This is a genomic window from Leptospira wolffii serovar Khorat str. Khorat-H2, from assembly GCF_000306115.2.
In the GTDB taxonomy this organism is placed as follows: Bacteria; Spirochaetota; Leptospiria; order Leptospirales; family Leptospiraceae; genus Leptospira_B; species Leptospira_B wolffii.
In genome coordinates this window covers 1-16656 of record NZ_AKWX02000012.1, presented here as the reverse complement: position 1 = coordinate 16656, position 16656 = coordinate 1, and the positions used below count along the sequence as shown (strand labels likewise).

Here is a 16656-nt window from a genome sequence, read left to right as displayed (position 1 = left end):
TTACGATGGGTGGAAGAACTCTTTTTCAAGTCTTTATCCAAGGCATTAAGACAGAAGAATCGGAGGTCCACCAAGCAAAAAATTAGAACAAGCGCTCAGAAGAAGTGTCAGGTGAATACTAGTATTGTATAGATAATTAATGCTTTTAAATTTCTTTAGAGCAAAATCGATAGAAGCAAATATGAATCTTCAATTTTCAGGTTGATAAGAGAAGTGCGCATAAATTTCCTCATACCTTTTTCTAATTTCATCATTCAAGAGAAATATCTTTTTTCCCACTTTAGGATTGAATTCTGAAGTTAATCGATTGATTAACTCACTGGGATGTACCCAATGAATATACGCAAAAAGATCTACAACGACCTCATCATCAAGGGAGCTTATATTTTCACAGAGATCTTGAATTGCATGTCTCCATTCAGAAGTTGCGACTGAAATTCGAATCGCAAGGATGTAAATTTCCCAGTCGTTCTTTGTCTTTGACTTCATCATAATTAACTTAATAAACTCTATTGCCCACGAATCGTCTAACGATCCGCATAAATCCAATAATTCAATTAATGCGAGCCTATCCGAGCCATATTTATATTCATCTAAACATTCCTTAATTTTTTCTTTATACTCTGAAGCTAGGTGTAAATGACCAACAAGTGCAAGTGATAATCTTTTTTCCTTCGAACCCCCGTGCTTTGCCATTTCCCAAATCACATTCATGAACGCCTTCTGCCTCTCAAGCAAATGAAATGATTTATAGAGAGTCTCTAGTCGTCCTATCGGATCTGTATTTCCTTTAGCATTCATTATCTCTCTAATTTGCCTTTCCATTTACTCAAAGTCCTCCAACTAATTTAATTTTTGTAGCGGGTACCAAATCTTCATTTATATATTGCGGAACTCCGTCTATCCAATTTGTTCTCGGACTAAAGAATTTCGGCTTTGAGTCAATTTGTAGAAACGTCGCCCCATCATCGAACTTTCCGGCTTTCCCTGGCCAAAGATCTTTTCGATATAACTTTGTATTAAACTCGCTTGGGCTTTGGACATCTTTAATATATTTCCATTTTGTTACATAACCTGATCTATTAGGATCTAATCCTAATTTCAATATTTTCAACGCATCCTTAGGAGTGGTGATATGTATAAATGCTTCATTGGAGATATCTGCGATAGTAGATGAATTTGGCTTTCCGAACAATTTAGCAAAATTCTTCCAGTTCCCTCCTGCTTTAGCAATCCCAGCTCCTCCCTCAGCAGCGCCTACTGTCAAATGACCCAGAGTTTCGCCAGGATTCTTTACTACATGATCTAACGCCTTAAAGCCGGCTGCTTTTGTAGAATTCCAAGCATTGTTCGCTTTATTGTTTAAAAATTCTCCTACTTTATTGCTTTTGTAAGCCGAATAGAATTGCTTCCCAAATCCTGCTGCTTTATTAGCAAGCCCTGGTAACGATCTAGCAAAATCAATATTAGATTTAACAATACCCGGAAAAGTCGAGGCTGCTAAATCTTGGCCGTATCTAGTTGCGGCTCCCTTAAAGAATCCCTTTACAGAATCTCCAAAAGTTTTCTCCTCATGCCCCGTCGGATCCTTGTACCGGATCGGATTCCCCGCTACGTAAGAAAAGCGGTTCCAACTTTGGCTGACTAATCCCGTTTCGGGAACGACCGTATCCGCACTCGTAAATCTCGCAATCTGCGGATCGTAATACCTAGCATTATAAAAATAGAAATTGGTTTCCCGGTCCAGCTCCTGCGAATTGTATTTGGGAGCGAAGTTTAGGTTTCCTCTCTGAACGAGGGTCTCCCCATACGGCTCGTATTGCATACGACTGAGAGTGTGACCGTTCTCGTCCAGGACATGGGCCACGGAATCCACTTGGTCCGTGAGGAAGTAGGCGGTGGTTCCCTCTTCGTTCAAGGCGGCTATCCGGACACCGTTCAGATAGATATTATTAATAGAACGTAATACGTTTTCTTCTTCTAAGTATTCTAGACCGTAGAATTTGCTCGGATAGAGGACTTCTTGGTTTCTGTTGTATTGTGTGAGGAGGGGGAGGTCTCCCCCTCGCTTCATAAAGAGCATACCTTCTTTATAATTTATAGAATCTGAATTTTCTAATCGCTCGTTATTCCGCTACCCCCTCTCCGGGAATCTTCCGCTTCGAAGCCCGGACCCAATGCAAGGGCAATACGCATATGCGTCAAATTGTCCTCCGCAACAACAAACCACAAATCAACGGAAAGCTTTGTAAAAATTCCTACAAACGCAGGAGGTGAGAATTTCCGGTTGAAAAATTTCGGATTTGTAATAGGGATTTTTTCATGGGCGGAATGGAAAAACTCCATTTCAAGTCTTCATTGAGGGTATTAAGACAGAAGAATCGGAGGTCCACCAAGAGGAAAATTAGAACAGGCGTTCAGAACAAGTGTCAGGTGAATACTATCATCGCACAAAACGTCTCTCAGCATTTAGATTTTCTAAAGTGTTCGGATTTCCGGAAAATTCTTTTTACCTTTAGTGTAGATTTCCTTCATAGCAAGGAAGAGGAATCTCTTTATTAATTTACCAGCACACGAAGTATTTGATAATAAATTTCACCATTCTACATTAGTAATAAATTTGTCTTGAAATAGTCTCATCGCTTAATTCATAAACACGTTCATAAGGGCATATTAATTTATTTAAATTCTTATTAAAAACGTGTTCTCGGTTTTCGATTACAATCTCGGTAATATCCTCTATTTCGAGAATCCACTCTTTCGCGTAAGTCTGCAGCGTTGCTCCTCTTAACCCAAGCTGAATTGCTCTACGACTTAAGGGTCTACCAAAGGGGTCATGGTCGGGATCCCATTGAATCCTAACATCCGAATTAACTCCAGCTTTATGCCATTCCACTTCCGAATTAAATAAACTGGAAGTAAAGACAGACGGTATCGAACGAGAAAGAATTGTCTCAAAAGCGGCTCTTTGAAGTCGAATTGCTAAAACTCTCTCCTGCCCCGCTTTAGACGCCCACCCGCAACGATACATCATCCAGAGGAAGTTCGGCTTAATCCAGCTCATTCGATTCAGCGAAAATGGACCTCCAAATTTCTGATGAGAGACTGCAAATTTTGCAATCTCAGGATGGAAGGCTTGATATATAATAATTGTATCATCACTGTATTGCGCGAGAATGTGCCTACCGGAATTTGGCCAATTTTCAATTTGCTCCATATAAGGTTTCCAAATTAACAATGATTTTTTTCCTATGCTATAGTAGAAAAATAAAAAGGAATTTTTAATATTATTTGTTATGGAAAGTCTGTGGTAAATAATACTACTATGCTTCTCCGATTTCTCTCAATCGTTCCTCGGCACTCTTTCTTATTCGTTTATTCTTCGATTTTGCGATTTCTTTCAAGTACTGAACCGAGCGTTCATCAGCCAATGCACTCAATGCGTAAATTGCCTTTTCTGACACGACTTCCTGATCAAGCTTATACTTGAATGAGGGTGGGTGCAATGCTACCCAATATATGTCCTCAGCTCCCCTAATATAAGTGGAATCCTTAATTAGATCAATTATATCCTCATGTTGATTGTGCCATTTTTTTCGTAAAAGCGGAGACAATTTTTTAACAATATTTCTTGGCAAATGAAATGTATGAAAAAGTATCATTGCACAACTCAGCGCATCATCATCGCTATTCTTAATTGACAGTTTGAACATTTCATCTATATATCCCTCAAGGTCCTCTATTTCAATTCCTGCTTTTTGCAGAAATTCACTTTTTTCTATCCGATTAGGTGAAAAAGATAAAAGGCGATATATAAGTTTTTCTAATTCATCTTTTTCCACTTGTAGACCGATAGCCAATCTTCTGATACTTCAGCATATTCGCATTAAAAATTATAATGCCTGGACCAGTTCCGAGTTGCGTAGTAATTTGTTTACCCTCGTATTTAAATCGAGTATCATCCTTATACCATCCAGGTCTTCCAATTGGCATTAATGAATATGGAAAAGAATTAGCTAACTCTTTTTGATTATCACGTGTCTCAATAGCGTGAAGCTTTGCTGTTGTCCCGGGCTTCATTTCAAATCGAACAAAGTGTCCAGTGTGGGTAGAATTATATCGAGGAGTTTGTGATATCGAAGTCTCTTTATTTTCCAAGGGAGGCAAAAATCCAGTACGTCTCAGAATACTATAATCCTTGTCCGACATAGCACGATAGTAAATTTCCGGCGGTAATTTTCTCTGCTTATCATCCGGAATTGAATCAGCGACTGGAATTGCACGTGGCTGAGTATCATCCCTTGGCATAGTTCGCACAGAAGGACGATTATCGTAAACAACTTTAGCTATAGTCGCGACCATAGCAGTTCCAAAGAAGACGTCAGCAGCGGTAATAGTTAGGATCCCCGCACAAGCAAGTTCACAATGCCCCGCCGGATCCTTATACTTAATCGGATTCCCAGCCACATACGAGAACCGATTCCAACCCTGCGTGCTACGTGCTCCATCAATAACTGTATCCGCACTCGTAAATCTCGCAATCTGGGGATCGTAATACCTAGCATTATAAAAATAGAAATTGGTCTCTCTGTCAGAGGACTGAAGTCTGAGGACGGACGACAGTAGGGGGAAGTCTCCCCCTCGCTACATCCGCCGCTGGCGGATTTCGCTACCCCTTCTCCGGGAAATACAATCGCTTCGGAGCCCGGACCCAAGGAAGGGCTATACGCATATGCGTCAAATTGTCTTCCGCAACAACAAACCGCAAATCAACGGAGAGCTTTGTAAGAATTCCTACAAACGCAGAAAGTGAGAATTTCTACTTGGAAAATTTCGGATTTGTGACAGGTTTTTTTTTCGTGGAACCGGTTTTTACCCGCCATCGCCCAACGTTAGCAGGACCTTTTACGATGGGTGGAAGAACTCTTTTTCAAGTCTTCATCGAGGGCATTAAGACAGAAAAATTGGAGATCGACCAAGCAGAAAATTAGAACAAGCGTTCAGAAGAAGTGTCAGGTGAATACTAGTTCTGTACAGAAATCCAGTTGCGCAAAAATCTTCATAATACAAAATTATGTTTCGGCTTGTCTTTATATTACTCTTTAGTAAATATTATGAATAATGGAGCAGTCAATAGGGCGCTATTATGAGCGTGAGATTATTTAAACCATGAATATTCCCGCTTAACTTTAGAAGTATATTGTTCCTGGACTGGCAAAAAGAACGCCGTATCTCCACAAAGCAAATCGTTGGCATAAACGGCAAGATTCGAAATATAGAATTTTACTATTTCTTCTAAGCGATCTTTAAGTATTGACTGCCTTTTTAAAAGGGTACTCTTTATCGAATTTGCAAAAGGCCCGGGATTTGGAAGTGGGTCGTCAAATTTTTTATTAAGCTTATATTCAATTAAAGCACTTAAGGTTATTGCCGGAAAGTAGTTCTTCTTCTTCATGAAAGAATATTTTTCAGGAAGCTCACCATTACTTAGCTGAACGATGGCGACACCAATCGTTGAATCAAACAAATAATATGTAAATATCACACCTACGAGCCCAATATATTTTAGTTCATAATGTGAGTCGTTGCCCATTTTAAAAAAAGATTCACTTTTTAGATGCAAATTAAACTTACTCAAATATTGTCGAGTTTCATTTTTTACAGCATTCGCAAAGCGTCGAGTAGCGACTTCTTCAATATCGTCCATAAAAGTAAATTCAAAATCCCGGATCATGTTGAAGAACATTTTTGTATTCCCAATTCTTATATACACTTCTATTTTCAAGCGAATAAAATGGGCTCCTAACAGATCGTCCTGAATCTATTCCAATGTCTACAACGGTTGCATTCTTCTTTGATGTCCAGTATTTTAACCATGATCGATTTGCCTCAATGTCTAAGAGGTCAATATTTCCTGGGCTTGATCTCTTTTTTATTGGATCATAGGTCTGCACTTTGTACCCTTGAGAAGCTAATTCATCAGCAACTTTTTCAACGCGCCCCATCGTTTCGCCGATAATTACTACTGGGTTCTTCTTTGAAATTCCACTAAACCAGGAAGTATTCCTTTTTCCCGCAAGGGCCTTCCATCCGCCAGCTCCTCCCTCAGCAGCGCCTACTGTCAAATGACCCAGAGTTTCGCCAGGATTCTTTACTGCATGATCTAACGCCTTAAAGCCGGCTGCTTTTGTAGAATTCCAAGCATTGTTCGCTTTATTGTTTAAAAATTCCCCTACTTTATTGCTTTTGTAAGCCGAATAGAATTGCTTCCCAAATCCTGCTGCTTTATTAGCAAGCCCTGGTAACGATCTAGCAAAATCAATATTAGATTTAACAATACCCGGAAAAGTCGAGGCTGCTAAATCTTGTCCGTATCTAGTTGCGGCTCCCTTAAAGAATCCCTTTACAGAATCTCCAAAAGTTTTCTCCTCATGCCCCGTCGGATCCTTGTACCGGACCGGATTCCCCGCTACGTAAGAAAAGCGGTTCCAACTTTGGCTGACTAATCCCGTTTCGGGAACAACCGTATCCGCACTCGTAAATCTCGCAATCTGCGGATCGTAATACCTAGCATTATAAAAATAGAAATTGGTCTCTCTGTCAGAGGACTGAAGCCTGAGGACGGAGGACAGTAGGGGGAGGTCTCCCCCTCGCTACCTCCGCCGCTGGCGGATTTCGCTACCCCCTCTCCGGGAACTTACTAGCTCCGAACCCCGGACCCGATGTATTGTATGTGAGAGAAATCTTCGATACTGGTTCAAAGACTTTTTATGTAAGGGCGCTTTTGCGAAGGTTCGTTAAATCGCCATCGGAACAACCGTGGATGAAAGTTCCAATCGTGCGTGTTGGAGTTCCTACTGAGTAAAGAGATCCAATTTTCCAATTGCAAAATTTTGAATTTGTGATAAGAAGATTTTTTGGTAGGTATTTTTCTGATCGGGTACAGAATTACTGTTTCCGGCTGAAGACTTTGAGTTATTTTTCATAATTAGGAAACGATTTGGAGTTTCCTAATTATGAACTTCTCGTGTGCTTGCTTGGGATATTACACAAGCGAAAAGCTGATGCATAAGGATTTATCTGAGGTTGGCTGAGTTAGCTTAAGGTATTGCCAAGAACTAGCGTTCTTTCGAATTATTTATGCAAGAGAAAGGAGCCAAACTTCAGCAGTTTAGTCAATTTATTTTATAAAAAACATCAGGTGCATGGCCTCTACTATGTGCATCGCACTGCGAATGCATTTCATGGAAAAATCATTTCGATTCCAGCTACTTTAATTAAAAATAGAACGACAATTGCAATTTCAATAAGATAAATTCTGTAGATTCTTTGCAATATTTTATAATTATCAAAGTTGCCTTTTGAAAGAATCACTATCTCATGTATTTTCCTCACACTCATAAGACTTAAATTCCGAAAACCTCGTTCTACTAAAGCTCGTTTTGCTTTCAATAAGTAATAGAGTAGAAAAGCCCAAGTCAGAAAAATTACTAATAGTGAACTAAGAAAGATCACAATTTTCAAAACAGTGCAATCTATCATTTTTAGACCCTTTATTTTCCTATGGCAGGTTTGTTCCCGAGAATACTCATCTTTCTGCTTAGAAGAAAATTATTATTTACTCCATTACGCTGAGAAGAAGTAGTCTTTCCATTATTCGAAAGAGTGTTAGAACTCGCGGTTGTTCGATTTGCGTTTGAGTTAATCATTTTTTTGTTTTGCTTGCCTCCAAAAATGCTCTTAATTTTCTGATCGAGTTTACTCGCTTTAGCAGAAATCTTCTTTGTAAAATCATTTTTGACTTGCATTGCCCGACCCTTAATGCTTTCGAACTTATCCTTAAATTCTTTTTGAGTAAACTTTCCAATTAATTCATAATTTGATTCCCCTCGCGGCAATCCAACACTTCCGCCCAGGCCTACGCCCAAACTGTAGTTAAAGCCACCTTCATTATATTCATTATTTTTTTCGCCAGCAATAACGCCTGCGCCAACAAGCCCTGCATCTCCAGAAGCCGAATACCAATGAGTATTGTTCCAATCTTCATATGTATCGGAAGAATAATTATTTACGTCTAATCCAGCATCTGCTCTGAGGCCTACTGTGTAAGTGTATCCTTTTCCTAAATAAAATTCAGTATCACCATTTTTTTCATTATGAACCCACAACAAACTATAATTTAGTGCCATACCAAGGAATATAGGTGTCCATTCGGCTTTTAAACCGATTTGAAGAACCTCATGCCCCGTCGGATCCTTGTACCGGATCGGATTCCCTGCTACGTACGAGAACCGATTCCAGCCCTGTGTGCTTCTTGCCCCATCGATTACAGTATCCGCACTCGTAAATCTAGCAATCTGTGGATCGTAATAGCGAGCATTGTAAAAATAGAAATTGGTTTCTCGGTCCAGCTCCTGCGAATTGTATTTGGGAGCGAAGTCTAGGTTTCCCCTCTGAACCAGAGTCTCTCCGTAAGGTTCGTATTGGGTTCGTGAAAGAGTATGGGCCCCTTCATCCAGGACATGGGCCACGGAATCCACTTGGTCCGTGAGGAAGTAGGCGGTGGTTCCCTCTTCGTTCAGGGCGGCTATCCGGACACCGTTCAGATAGATATTATTAATAGAACGTAATACGTTTTCTTCTTCTAAGTATTCTAGACCGTAGAATTTGCTCGGGTAGAGCGATGCAGGGGGAGGTCTCCCCCACGCTACAGCCGCGTTACTCGCGTCTTTCGCTACCCCCTCGCCGGGAATTTACTAGCTCCGAAGCCCGGACCCAATGCAAGGGCTATACGCATATGCGTCAAATTGTCCTCCGCAACAACAAACCACAAATCAACGGAAAGCTTTGTAAAAATTCCTACAAACGCAGGAGGTGAGAATTTCCGGTTGAAAAATTTCGGATTTGTAATAGGGATTTTTTCATGGGCGGAATGGAAAAACTCCATTTCAAGTCTTCATTGAGGGCATTAAGACAGAAGAATCGGAGGTCCGCCAAAAGGAAATTTAGAACAAGCGTTCAGGAGAAGTGTAAGGTGAATACTAACATTGTACATCAAATCGTTGAGTTCCATTCCTCCATATTTGGAACGCCATCTGTAAAATGTATTCGCACTGATTCCGTATTTCCGGCATACGTCGGGAGTTGATACTCCTGACTCCGATTCCTTGAGAATCTTATGGATTTGGTCTTCGTTAAATCGCTTCTTCATATTTTCCTCCAAGTTTATTCTCACTTTCGAGGATTTCCACCATTCTTAATGGACCTAAATTCGGGGGCTAGGTCAACGTATCCATTCATGGGAGAATTCCCAAAAGGTTACTTACAATAATTTTTTCATCTTATTTTTTAGTAGTAAAAAAATAAAGCTTCCGTATACCCCAAAGACATAACGTAGTAAAAGAACAAAAGAATAAACCATTAATATAAATCCACCCAACCCCTATGTAGTTGAGACCTTCTGCTGCCGAAATATATTCTCCTTGAGGATTATGGTCGAGTGCCACATAGACCAAAGTTAAAGGAAGGAGTATATTGATTAAAAAAACAATTATTCTGAAGACCATGTTTTCTCCCTATAAATTCGACCGACTTGTGCTCCATATTCAGATACTTCATCAGCTGACATGTTGTTATATAAAGTTGCTGCTTTTTCCACGGTCGGTTCCTGAAGTCTTTGTTGAATAGATTTCAGCAATCCTGCTCCAAATTCAATATTTTTCTCAGCGATCTCCATGTCAGATCTATTCTTGCCCCAGTATTTATAGTGAATATTCATTGGCCTAATCGATTTATTAGTTGGATCAAGTCGATCATAATAACCATGGGTAGTTTCCATATACATTATCGCGTTAATGAGATCTTTGTCGATACCTTTCTTTGATGCAATGCTTGCAATTGTATTAGCATTGCCCTTAACTTCTGAGAAGAAACCCAATTCGTATGCAGGTGATTTTCCACTTACTCGATTATTTCCAGCAATATTGAATATAGAAGCAGAATCGTTTAAAATTGAACTTCTACGATCAACTCCTTTATTCAATATAGGTATATTAATCCTTTGTCCGACTTTAATTAGATTCGGGTTTTTGATACCGTTAGCACGAGCAACTTGATATACATTGAAATTTGTTTTTAAACTTGTATTTAATTTATTCGTAATATTTTTCAACTGATTCCCTGGGCGAACAACATAGCTAAAAGCATTTTTTATCTCTCCCTCATGCCCTGTTGGATCCTTCGCCCCAATCGGATTCCCAGCCACATACGAGAACCGGTTCCAACCCTGAGTGCTCCTCGCCCCATCAATCACCGTATCCGCACTCGTGAACCTAGCAATCTGCGGATCGTAATACCTAGCATTATAAAAATAGAAATTGGTCTCTCTGTCAGAGGACTGAAGTCTGAGGACGGAGGACAGTAGGGGGACGTCTCCCCCTCGCTACATCCGCCGCTGGCGGATTTCGCTACCCCCTCGCCGGGAAATACAATCGCTTCGAAGCCCGGACCCGATACGCTCTTGTAAATTCAACGCAGGCGAATGATATTGATGGTTGTCGTTTGGGAAGGGCCAGTTTGACGCACGCGCGTAGAATTGCCTCGGGTTGCAACGCGGGGGGTAAATGAATTAAGTGAAGAAGCGGTCTTACAGATTTGGAATGTTGCGTTTTAAATCGAGTCAGGCCGCATAAAGCGGTCAGTTTGAAGAATATGCGTTAAACACGCGCGCTGTATTTATGAGTTTGTTGGAGCTCCTACGCGATACTCTAACTTGTATATCCACTCAGGATAAGGCCTATGAGGGTAGGATTCCATCTCGGTTCGATGGAAGTTGTATCTTGTTAAAATACCCTAAAAAATCAGATTTGTTGGGTGTAGGGAAAGATTCTGCGTTAAGAGAGGGGCAGGACGAAAGATTGCGCGCCAACATTATGCACTATTGTATACCGACGGCGGGGACTTCTGAGCTGCCTCCTGCGACAGAAAGGCTCATTTTATACAAAGAGAATTGAGGAGAGATCATCTCTTAAGTATATATAATGAATATTTAACATAATAAAATAGATTAATAGGAATAAAAAATATTAAGAAAGGAAATACAAAGTATCCTAAGAATAACAAAAAAAAATAGTAAAGAATTCCACTAAGAATATAAAGGGCGATTATTGTCGATAAGTTTAAAGAACCTTTGTGGAATCTTTGGATTAACATACATCCAGTCATACTAAACAACTGAGTTAAAGGAAGAACAAGGATTAGCTCATTATCGAGTAGCGCTATTCCGGCACTTTCTTCCGGGAAAAGAAATCCAATAGCTAAAAGCATGAACGCGATACTTGTACAAAAAAACAAAACCAGTAAAATATCTTAAATCTTTTTGCTAAATCCATTGGTTACGATTCGTTAACTTGCGCCTGACAGATACAAATTATCCTTTCATTCATGAAATAAAGTCACTTAATTTTTTGAAATATACCATTTACTCCTCTATCTAGTATTTTCGATAATTTTGCAACTTATCGTCCCACTGAAATCGGTCAAAAAAATCATCCGAGCCAGATGGGCCATATGCTATCCCATCCTTTAGGATTGCTATTGCCACATTTTTATAAGACTTGAATGCGGTATGTTTCAAAATGTAAACAGTGACTTTTTCAGCGGACATGGAATCAAGAACAACAAAACGCCAAGAATTTCCGTATTGCATTTTTTCGGCGACTAATAGAAGGATTACCTTTGTGTCCGTTAATAGAAAAATTAAATCTCTTTGTCCATCCCTATTTATATCTATGCTGTTACTATCCAGCATTTCCCAACCATCCAACATTTCAAGCAACATCCGCTCATCTCTATCGCGATGCTGATTCTTTGCACTGATTGAGCAAGAAAATATTATTAAGCTAAAATATATAGCAACATTTGTCTTAATACTTTTGGTCATCTTTAATAAGGTCATTTAAATTCATCAACGCCCCATCTTTCTTATACTCAGCATGTAAATGAACGCCGGTAACACCACCAGTTTTTCCTTGCCCACCAATAAGTTGATTTTGATTAACAAATCCGCCGACTTGCAGGTTTGAACTTATCCCATCAAAATGCATACTTACAACTTGTCGCCCATCGCCGTAATCGATCGCAACCGCATTTCCTCTAACAGCATTATTTTGCTCAATACGAACCACCATACCTGCCCCCATTGCCTTAACGGCGGCACCGGCACTAATATTATTTCCCTTATCATCTAATTCAAGAATGTCAATACCTTCATGAAATTGAATGATCTTCTTTATCGGGTGCATACGATTACCGTAATTGCTGGAAACCATAGGATTCGAACCTGTGGATGGCCTATCTAATTTTTTGGCGGGATTTGTCCAACCAACCACGTTATAGCTCTTATTATTCATTTCTCCATTCTTAAAGATAGCCTTAGATTTCCCTAAACCATTTGTTTTTAAATCTTTTGCCGGATTATTAGTAAATTTCACAAGCGTTTGCTGCTTTTCGCCATCTTCGTAGGCAACTTTGAGAAACTTTCCTGAATCTTTTTCTTTTTCGCTAATATCGCTAAACCATTCATGCCCCGTAGGATCCTTGTACCGGATCGGATTCCCTGCCACATACGAGAATCGATTCCAACCCTGAGTACTCCTCGCCCCATCAATCACCGTATCCGCACTCGTAAATCTCGCAATCTGCGGATCGTAATATCTAGCATTATAAAAATAGAAATTGGTTTCTCGATCCAGCTCCTGCGAATTGTATTTGGGAGCAAAGTCCAGATTGCCCCTTTGGACCAGCGTTTCTCAGTACGGTTCGTACTGGGTCCGTGAAAGAGTATGCGCCTCGTCGTCCAAGACATGCGCCACAGAGTCCACTTGGTCCGTCAGGAAGTAGGCGGTAGTTCCCTCTTCGTTCAAGGCTGCGATCCGGACACCGTTTAAGTAAACGTTATTGATCGAGCTAAGGAGATTCGTTTCGTCGTTGTATTCTAAGCCGTAGAATTTGCTCGGATACAGGATCTCTTGGTTCTTATAGCCTATTAAGGAGGGGGAAGTTTCCCCCTCGCTGCAGACGCTCAATCGCGTCTTACGCTACCCCCTCGCCGGGAGATTTACCGACTTCGATGCCCGGACCCAAGGGAGCAGCTATACGCACGTGCATCAAATTGCCCTGTATCAGCAAACTGCAAATTAACGAAAAGCTCTGTAGGAGCTCCTACAAACGAAGGCGAGAGAATTTCTGGTTAGAATATTTGGGATTTGTGATAGGGATTTTTTTTGTGGAACTGGTTTTCCTCCACCTAATACGGGAGGGAATTTTTACGATGGGTGGAATGGAAGTTCTGTTCCCGGGGAGGGGAAGTGAAGAAGTGTAGCCTAGTCACATAAAATCGGACACCTTTTTTGCTCAAAATGAGGTAAAGGTGAATATGAGTAGGACAGGAAAATACTCTCCAGAGTTTAAAGAACAAGCAGTAAAACGGACATTGTCCGGTTCTTTTACGATAAAAGAAGTAGCAGAGTCGTTAGGAATCAGCTACTTTGTATTGCGTCAATGGAAGGCTGAATACGTGAAGAAGTCAGAAGAACAAAATCCCCCGACAGACAAGCAACTGAAAGAGAACGAAGAATTGAAGAAACTTCGTAAAGAAGTTCACCGCCTCAGGGAGGAGAATGCGATCTTAAAAAAAGTATTCAGCCATGCTTTCGAAGGAACAAAATCTCGATTAGAGTTCATGGAGAACAACAGGAGATTGTTCTCTGTTAAAAGCATGGCCAGCTTATTCAATGTATCTCGATCTGGATTTTATGAATTTGTAAAACGAAGAAAGACCGCAATCGAGAAGTATGATCCTAAGTTTTTGAAATTCATCTATGATACTTGGAAAGATAACGATCAGAATTACGGATTTCTTAGATTATTTCGGGAAGTGAAGAAAGTATATCCTAACTATGGAGCCCGTTCAGTTCGAAAAGTAATGAAACTTTGCGGAATAAAGGGAAAGCAAGAGAAAAGATTTAGACCGTTCACGACAGATTCCAGGCACTCTAAAGGTATTGCCCCTGATTTAGTTGTTAGAAACTTTAAGAGAGCTTCAATGAATGAGGTCTGGGTATCGGACGTAACCTATCTTCGTTCTTCTCTGGGTTGGCTTTATCTTTGTGTTGTTTTAGATCTATATTCTCGAAGAGTGGTCGGCTGGTCTTTAGGTCTTCGTAACGACTCGGATTTAGTTAAGTCCGCTCTCTTGAGGGGGATTGAACTTAGAAATCCACCGAAAGGCCTCATCTTTCATTCGGATCGAGGATCAAACTATTGTTCTAAAGAAACCCGACAACTTCTAATGTCGAACAGAATTAGAAGGAGCAATAGTCGAAAAGGAAATTGCTGGGACAATGCAGTCTCAGAATCTTTCTTTAGCACTCTTAAGAGAGAGATGAAGTATAACTATTTCTATAGATTAGAAGAAGCCCAAGCAACAGTTTTTGATTATATAGAAGTTTATTATAATAGACGAAGATTACATTCTTTTTTAGGATACGTGAGTCCCGTTGAATTTGAAGAAAAAGCGGCTTAAAAGGTGTCCACTAAAACGTAACTAGGCTAGTGTCAGGTGAATACTATCATTGAGCAGACATTATACTATACTTAAATAAATCCTTTTGTCCACTCGAGGTGATCCATTTTCACTTCATTAATCCGAAATCCGTCGCGATGATCACGAAATCCTGGCAAATCTAAATAAAATTGTATCGCATCTTTCGCTTTTTGCTCGGTAGAAAAAAAACCTAAACATTTTTGCTCTTCTTTACCGTCCGGTTCATAAATATGGAGTAATTCAAAAACGACCATACTTATCCTGTCCTTCAATTCAAACTCAAAATAGCATTGATAAATTCCATTAGCATAAATATCGTTCCTATTCTTAATAAATACTTTATACTCTAACAAACCCAGATGTCCATTCCAAATTATCTATTTCTATTCTATTTATATGAAAACCATTCTGATGATCACGAAAACCAGGCAGGTTTAAATAATGATTCATCGCATCTTCCACTTTTTCTTCAGTAGAAAACACCCCCAACCGCTTCCAATCCTCTTCATTGTCATCTCGCTCATAGTAGTGTAGTAACTCAAAAACGACCATATATCTCCAATTCCCCTACCTAAACAAAGATAACAGAAAGATTTCAAAAGTACAAATCTTATTTTTATGTATACTATTCATACCCTCTATCACCATGCTTTTTTATCTTATTAAACTCAGTCCCTGCGCCTTTCTTATATTCTGCATCTTCTCCATACTGTTCCCTCAACAGACGATCTGCATATGCCTCGCCACTTTCTCCTTTATAAGGTCTTTTTCCCTTGGCCCATCCGGGAACATCGCTAGCACGCTCTTTTCCTGATCCTTTTTTAGGCGTCTTATATTCTTTCGGTTCAGAAGTATCCGGTATATCAAATCCAATCTTTCCTTTAGAGCCAAGAGGAACTCCATCTGGATATTGCATTACCAGCGTATCTATACGAGGATTACTATCAGAATTTTGTGGCCCAAAAAAGTGCTCTGCCAATGCAAAGAGCCCAAACGTAACTAAAGTTCCCGCAAGCCCTCCGCCTCCTTTTGGACTGCCCCATTTAGGTGCTACCTTTGGAACCGTCGGCGGCCTCTTTGGTATATTCGGACTAAGTCTTTTCGGAACAGCCTTTGAAGGCGAAGATACTTCCGGCTTATCAATAACCGAAGTTTTTGTCGTAGAAGGCTCAGATTTTGTAGATGGTGGAATATACGTTTTTGTTCCAGGTGAATTTATAAGATGCCCCGTCGGATCCTTGTACCGGATCGGATTCCCCGCTACGTAAGAAAAGCGGTTCCAACTTTGGCTGACTAATCCCGTTTCGGGAACAACCGTATCCGCACTCGTGAATCTCGCAATTTGCGGATCATAATATCTTGCATTATAAAAATAGAAATTGGTCTCTCGGTCCAACTCCTGGGAATTGTACTTGGGAACAAAGTCCAGATTTCCTCTCTGAACGAGCGTCTCCCCATACGGCTCGTATTGCATACGACTGAGAGTGTGACCGTTCTCGTCCAGGACATGGGCCACGGAATCCACTTGGTCCGTGAGGAAGTAGGCGGTGGTTCCCTCTTCGTTCAGGGCGGCTATCCGGACACCGTTCAGATAGATATTATTAATAGAACGTAATACGTTTTCTTCTTCTAAGTATTCTAGACCGTAGAATTTGCTCGGGTAGAGGACTTCTTGGTTTCTGGAACCGGCTCAGGAAGGAACGACCGCGAGTTTGCGGACCCGGAAGCCTCCTTCGTCGTACCAATATCTTCCTACAGTCGCACCGAGTGCATCCTGGACCTGGAAGATTCTATTTTCGGAATCGATCGTGATCTGTTTTGTCAGATCCTTGGAATTGTCTCTCTGGCGAGTCATATTTCCGGAGGCGTCGTAATTCATGACGAGCCTGTCGTTCCCACTCTGGGTGGAATCGATATGGGTGACCTGGTGGTTTACATATTGGTAATTCCACTCATCCGTGACCGTGTTGTCGTTAAAGTTATGATTTCGTTTAGCAAGTAAGTTCCCATTCTTGGCATAAGAGAAACTTTGGCGGAAGGTTTTGGTAAAA

11 protein-coding genes and 7 pseudogenes are annotated in these 16656 nt (G+C 40.4%); 1 reads left to right on the top strand and 17 read right to left on the bottom strand.

The window, feature by feature from the left end; genetic code table 11:
* Positions 1-189: 189 nt before the first annotated feature.
* From LEP1GSC061_RS09115 to LEP1GSC061_RS21845, 14 genes and pseudogenes are all read right to left on the bottom strand, one after another.
* The gene (locus LEP1GSC061_RS09115) at positions 190-825 is read right to left on the bottom strand and encodes a hypothetical protein (RefSeq protein WP_040508353.1); all 636 of its coding nucleotides are present in this window, start codon (positions 823-825) and stop codon (positions 190-192) included.
* Positions 826-829: 4 nt separating this feature from the next.
* Positions 830-2074, bottom strand: a complete 1245-nt coding sequence (locus LEP1GSC061_RS21115) for an RHS repeat domain-containing protein (RefSeq protein WP_016545197.1) — start codon at positions 2072-2074, stop codon at positions 830-832.
* Positions 2075-2608: 534 nt separating this feature from the next.
* Positions 2609-3217: a DUF4291 domain-containing protein gene (locus LEP1GSC061_RS09100; protein ID WP_040508349.1), complete on the bottom strand. Its 609-nt coding sequence runs from the start codon at positions 3215-3217 to the stop codon at positions 2609-2611.
* 106 nt (positions 3218-3323) lie between these two features.
* Entirely contained in the window at positions 3324-3860 is a 537-nt protein-coding gene (locus LEP1GSC061_RS09095) for a HEAT repeat domain-containing protein (protein ID WP_156844530.1), read from the bottom strand.
* Between the two features lie 565 nt (positions 3861-4425).
* Positions 4426-4602 (bottom strand): annotated as a pseudogene (locus LEP1GSC061_RS21110) (RHS repeat-associated core domain-containing protein); the annotation flags it as partial.
* Between the two features lie 556 nt (positions 4603-5158).
* Positions 5159-5707: a hypothetical protein gene (locus LEP1GSC061_RS09080; RefSeq protein WP_156844529.1), complete on the bottom strand. Its 549-nt coding sequence runs from the start codon at positions 5705-5707 to the stop codon at positions 5159-5161.
* Between the two features lie 10 nt (positions 5708-5717).
* Positions 5718-6125 carry a hypothetical protein gene (locus LEP1GSC061_RS21865; RefSeq protein ID WP_016545318.1) on the bottom strand — a complete coding sequence of 136 codons (408 nt, stop codon included), beginning with the start codon at positions 6123-6125 and terminating at the stop codon, positions 5718-5720.
* Between the two features lie 318 nt (positions 6126-6443).
* Positions 6444-6632: pseudogene (locus LEP1GSC061_RS22000) on the bottom strand (RHS repeat-associated core domain-containing protein); the annotation flags it as partial.
* A gap of 1599 nt (positions 6633-8231) precedes the next feature.
* Positions 8232-8681: pseudogene (locus LEP1GSC061_RS09065) on the bottom strand (RHS repeat-associated core domain-containing protein); the annotation flags it as partial.
* A 377-nt stretch (positions 8682-9058) separates the two neighbouring features.
* Positions 9059-9211: pseudogene (locus tag LEP1GSC061_RS21855) on the bottom strand (transposase); the annotation flags it as partial.
* 1008 nt (positions 9212-10219) lie between these two features.
* Positions 10220-10399 (bottom strand): annotated as a pseudogene (locus tag LEP1GSC061_RS22120) (RHS repeat-associated core domain-containing protein); the annotation flags it as partial.
* Positions 10400-11491: 1092 nt separating this feature from the next.
* A complete protein-coding gene (locus LEP1GSC061_RS09040) occupies positions 11492-11956 on the bottom strand; it encodes a hypothetical protein (RefSeq protein ID WP_040508336.1) in 465 nt (154 codons plus the stop codon).
* The gene (locus LEP1GSC061_RS21465) at positions 11925-12491 is read right to left on the bottom strand and encodes a M23 family metallopeptidase (protein WP_415751832.1); all 567 of its coding nucleotides are present in this window, start codon (positions 12489-12491) and stop codon (positions 11925-11927) included. The genes LEP1GSC061_RS09040 and LEP1GSC061_RS21465 overlap by 32 nt, the downstream gene beginning before the upstream one ends.
* Before the next feature lie 87 nt (positions 12492-12578).
* Positions 12579-13040, bottom strand: a pseudogene (locus LEP1GSC061_RS21845) (RHS repeat-associated core domain-containing protein); the annotation flags it as partial.
* A gap of 395 nt (positions 13041-13435) precedes the next feature.
* Between LEP1GSC061_RS21845 and LEP1GSC061_RS09025 the strand changes: the two are divergent.
* The gene (locus LEP1GSC061_RS09025; RefSeq protein WP_084680491.1) at positions 13436-14584 is read left to right on the top strand and encodes an IS3 family transposase; all 1149 of its coding nucleotides are present in this window, start codon (positions 13436-13438) and stop codon (positions 14582-14584) included.
* 71 nt (positions 14585-14655) lie between these two features.
* Here LEP1GSC061_RS09025 and LEP1GSC061_RS09020 read toward each other — a convergent pair whose 3' ends face one another.
* The 3 genes and pseudogenes from LEP1GSC061_RS09020 to LEP1GSC061_RS09010 form a co-directional block, all read right to left on the bottom strand.
* Positions 14656-14958 carry a hypothetical protein gene (locus tag LEP1GSC061_RS09020; protein WP_084680490.1) on the bottom strand — a complete coding sequence of 101 codons (303 nt, stop codon included), beginning with the start codon at positions 14956-14958 and terminating at the stop codon, positions 14656-14658.
* On the bottom strand, positions 14945-15157 hold the full coding sequence (locus LEP1GSC061_RS09015; RefSeq protein WP_040508328.1) for a DUF7336 domain-containing protein: 213 nt from the start codon (positions 15155-15157) through the stop codon (positions 14945-14947). Before LEP1GSC061_RS09015 ends, LEP1GSC061_RS09020 begins: the two co-directional genes overlap by 14 nt.
* 664 nt (positions 15158-15821) lie before the next feature.
* A pseudogene (locus LEP1GSC061_RS09010) lies at positions 15822-16656 on the bottom strand (RHS repeat-associated core domain-containing protein); the annotation flags it as partial.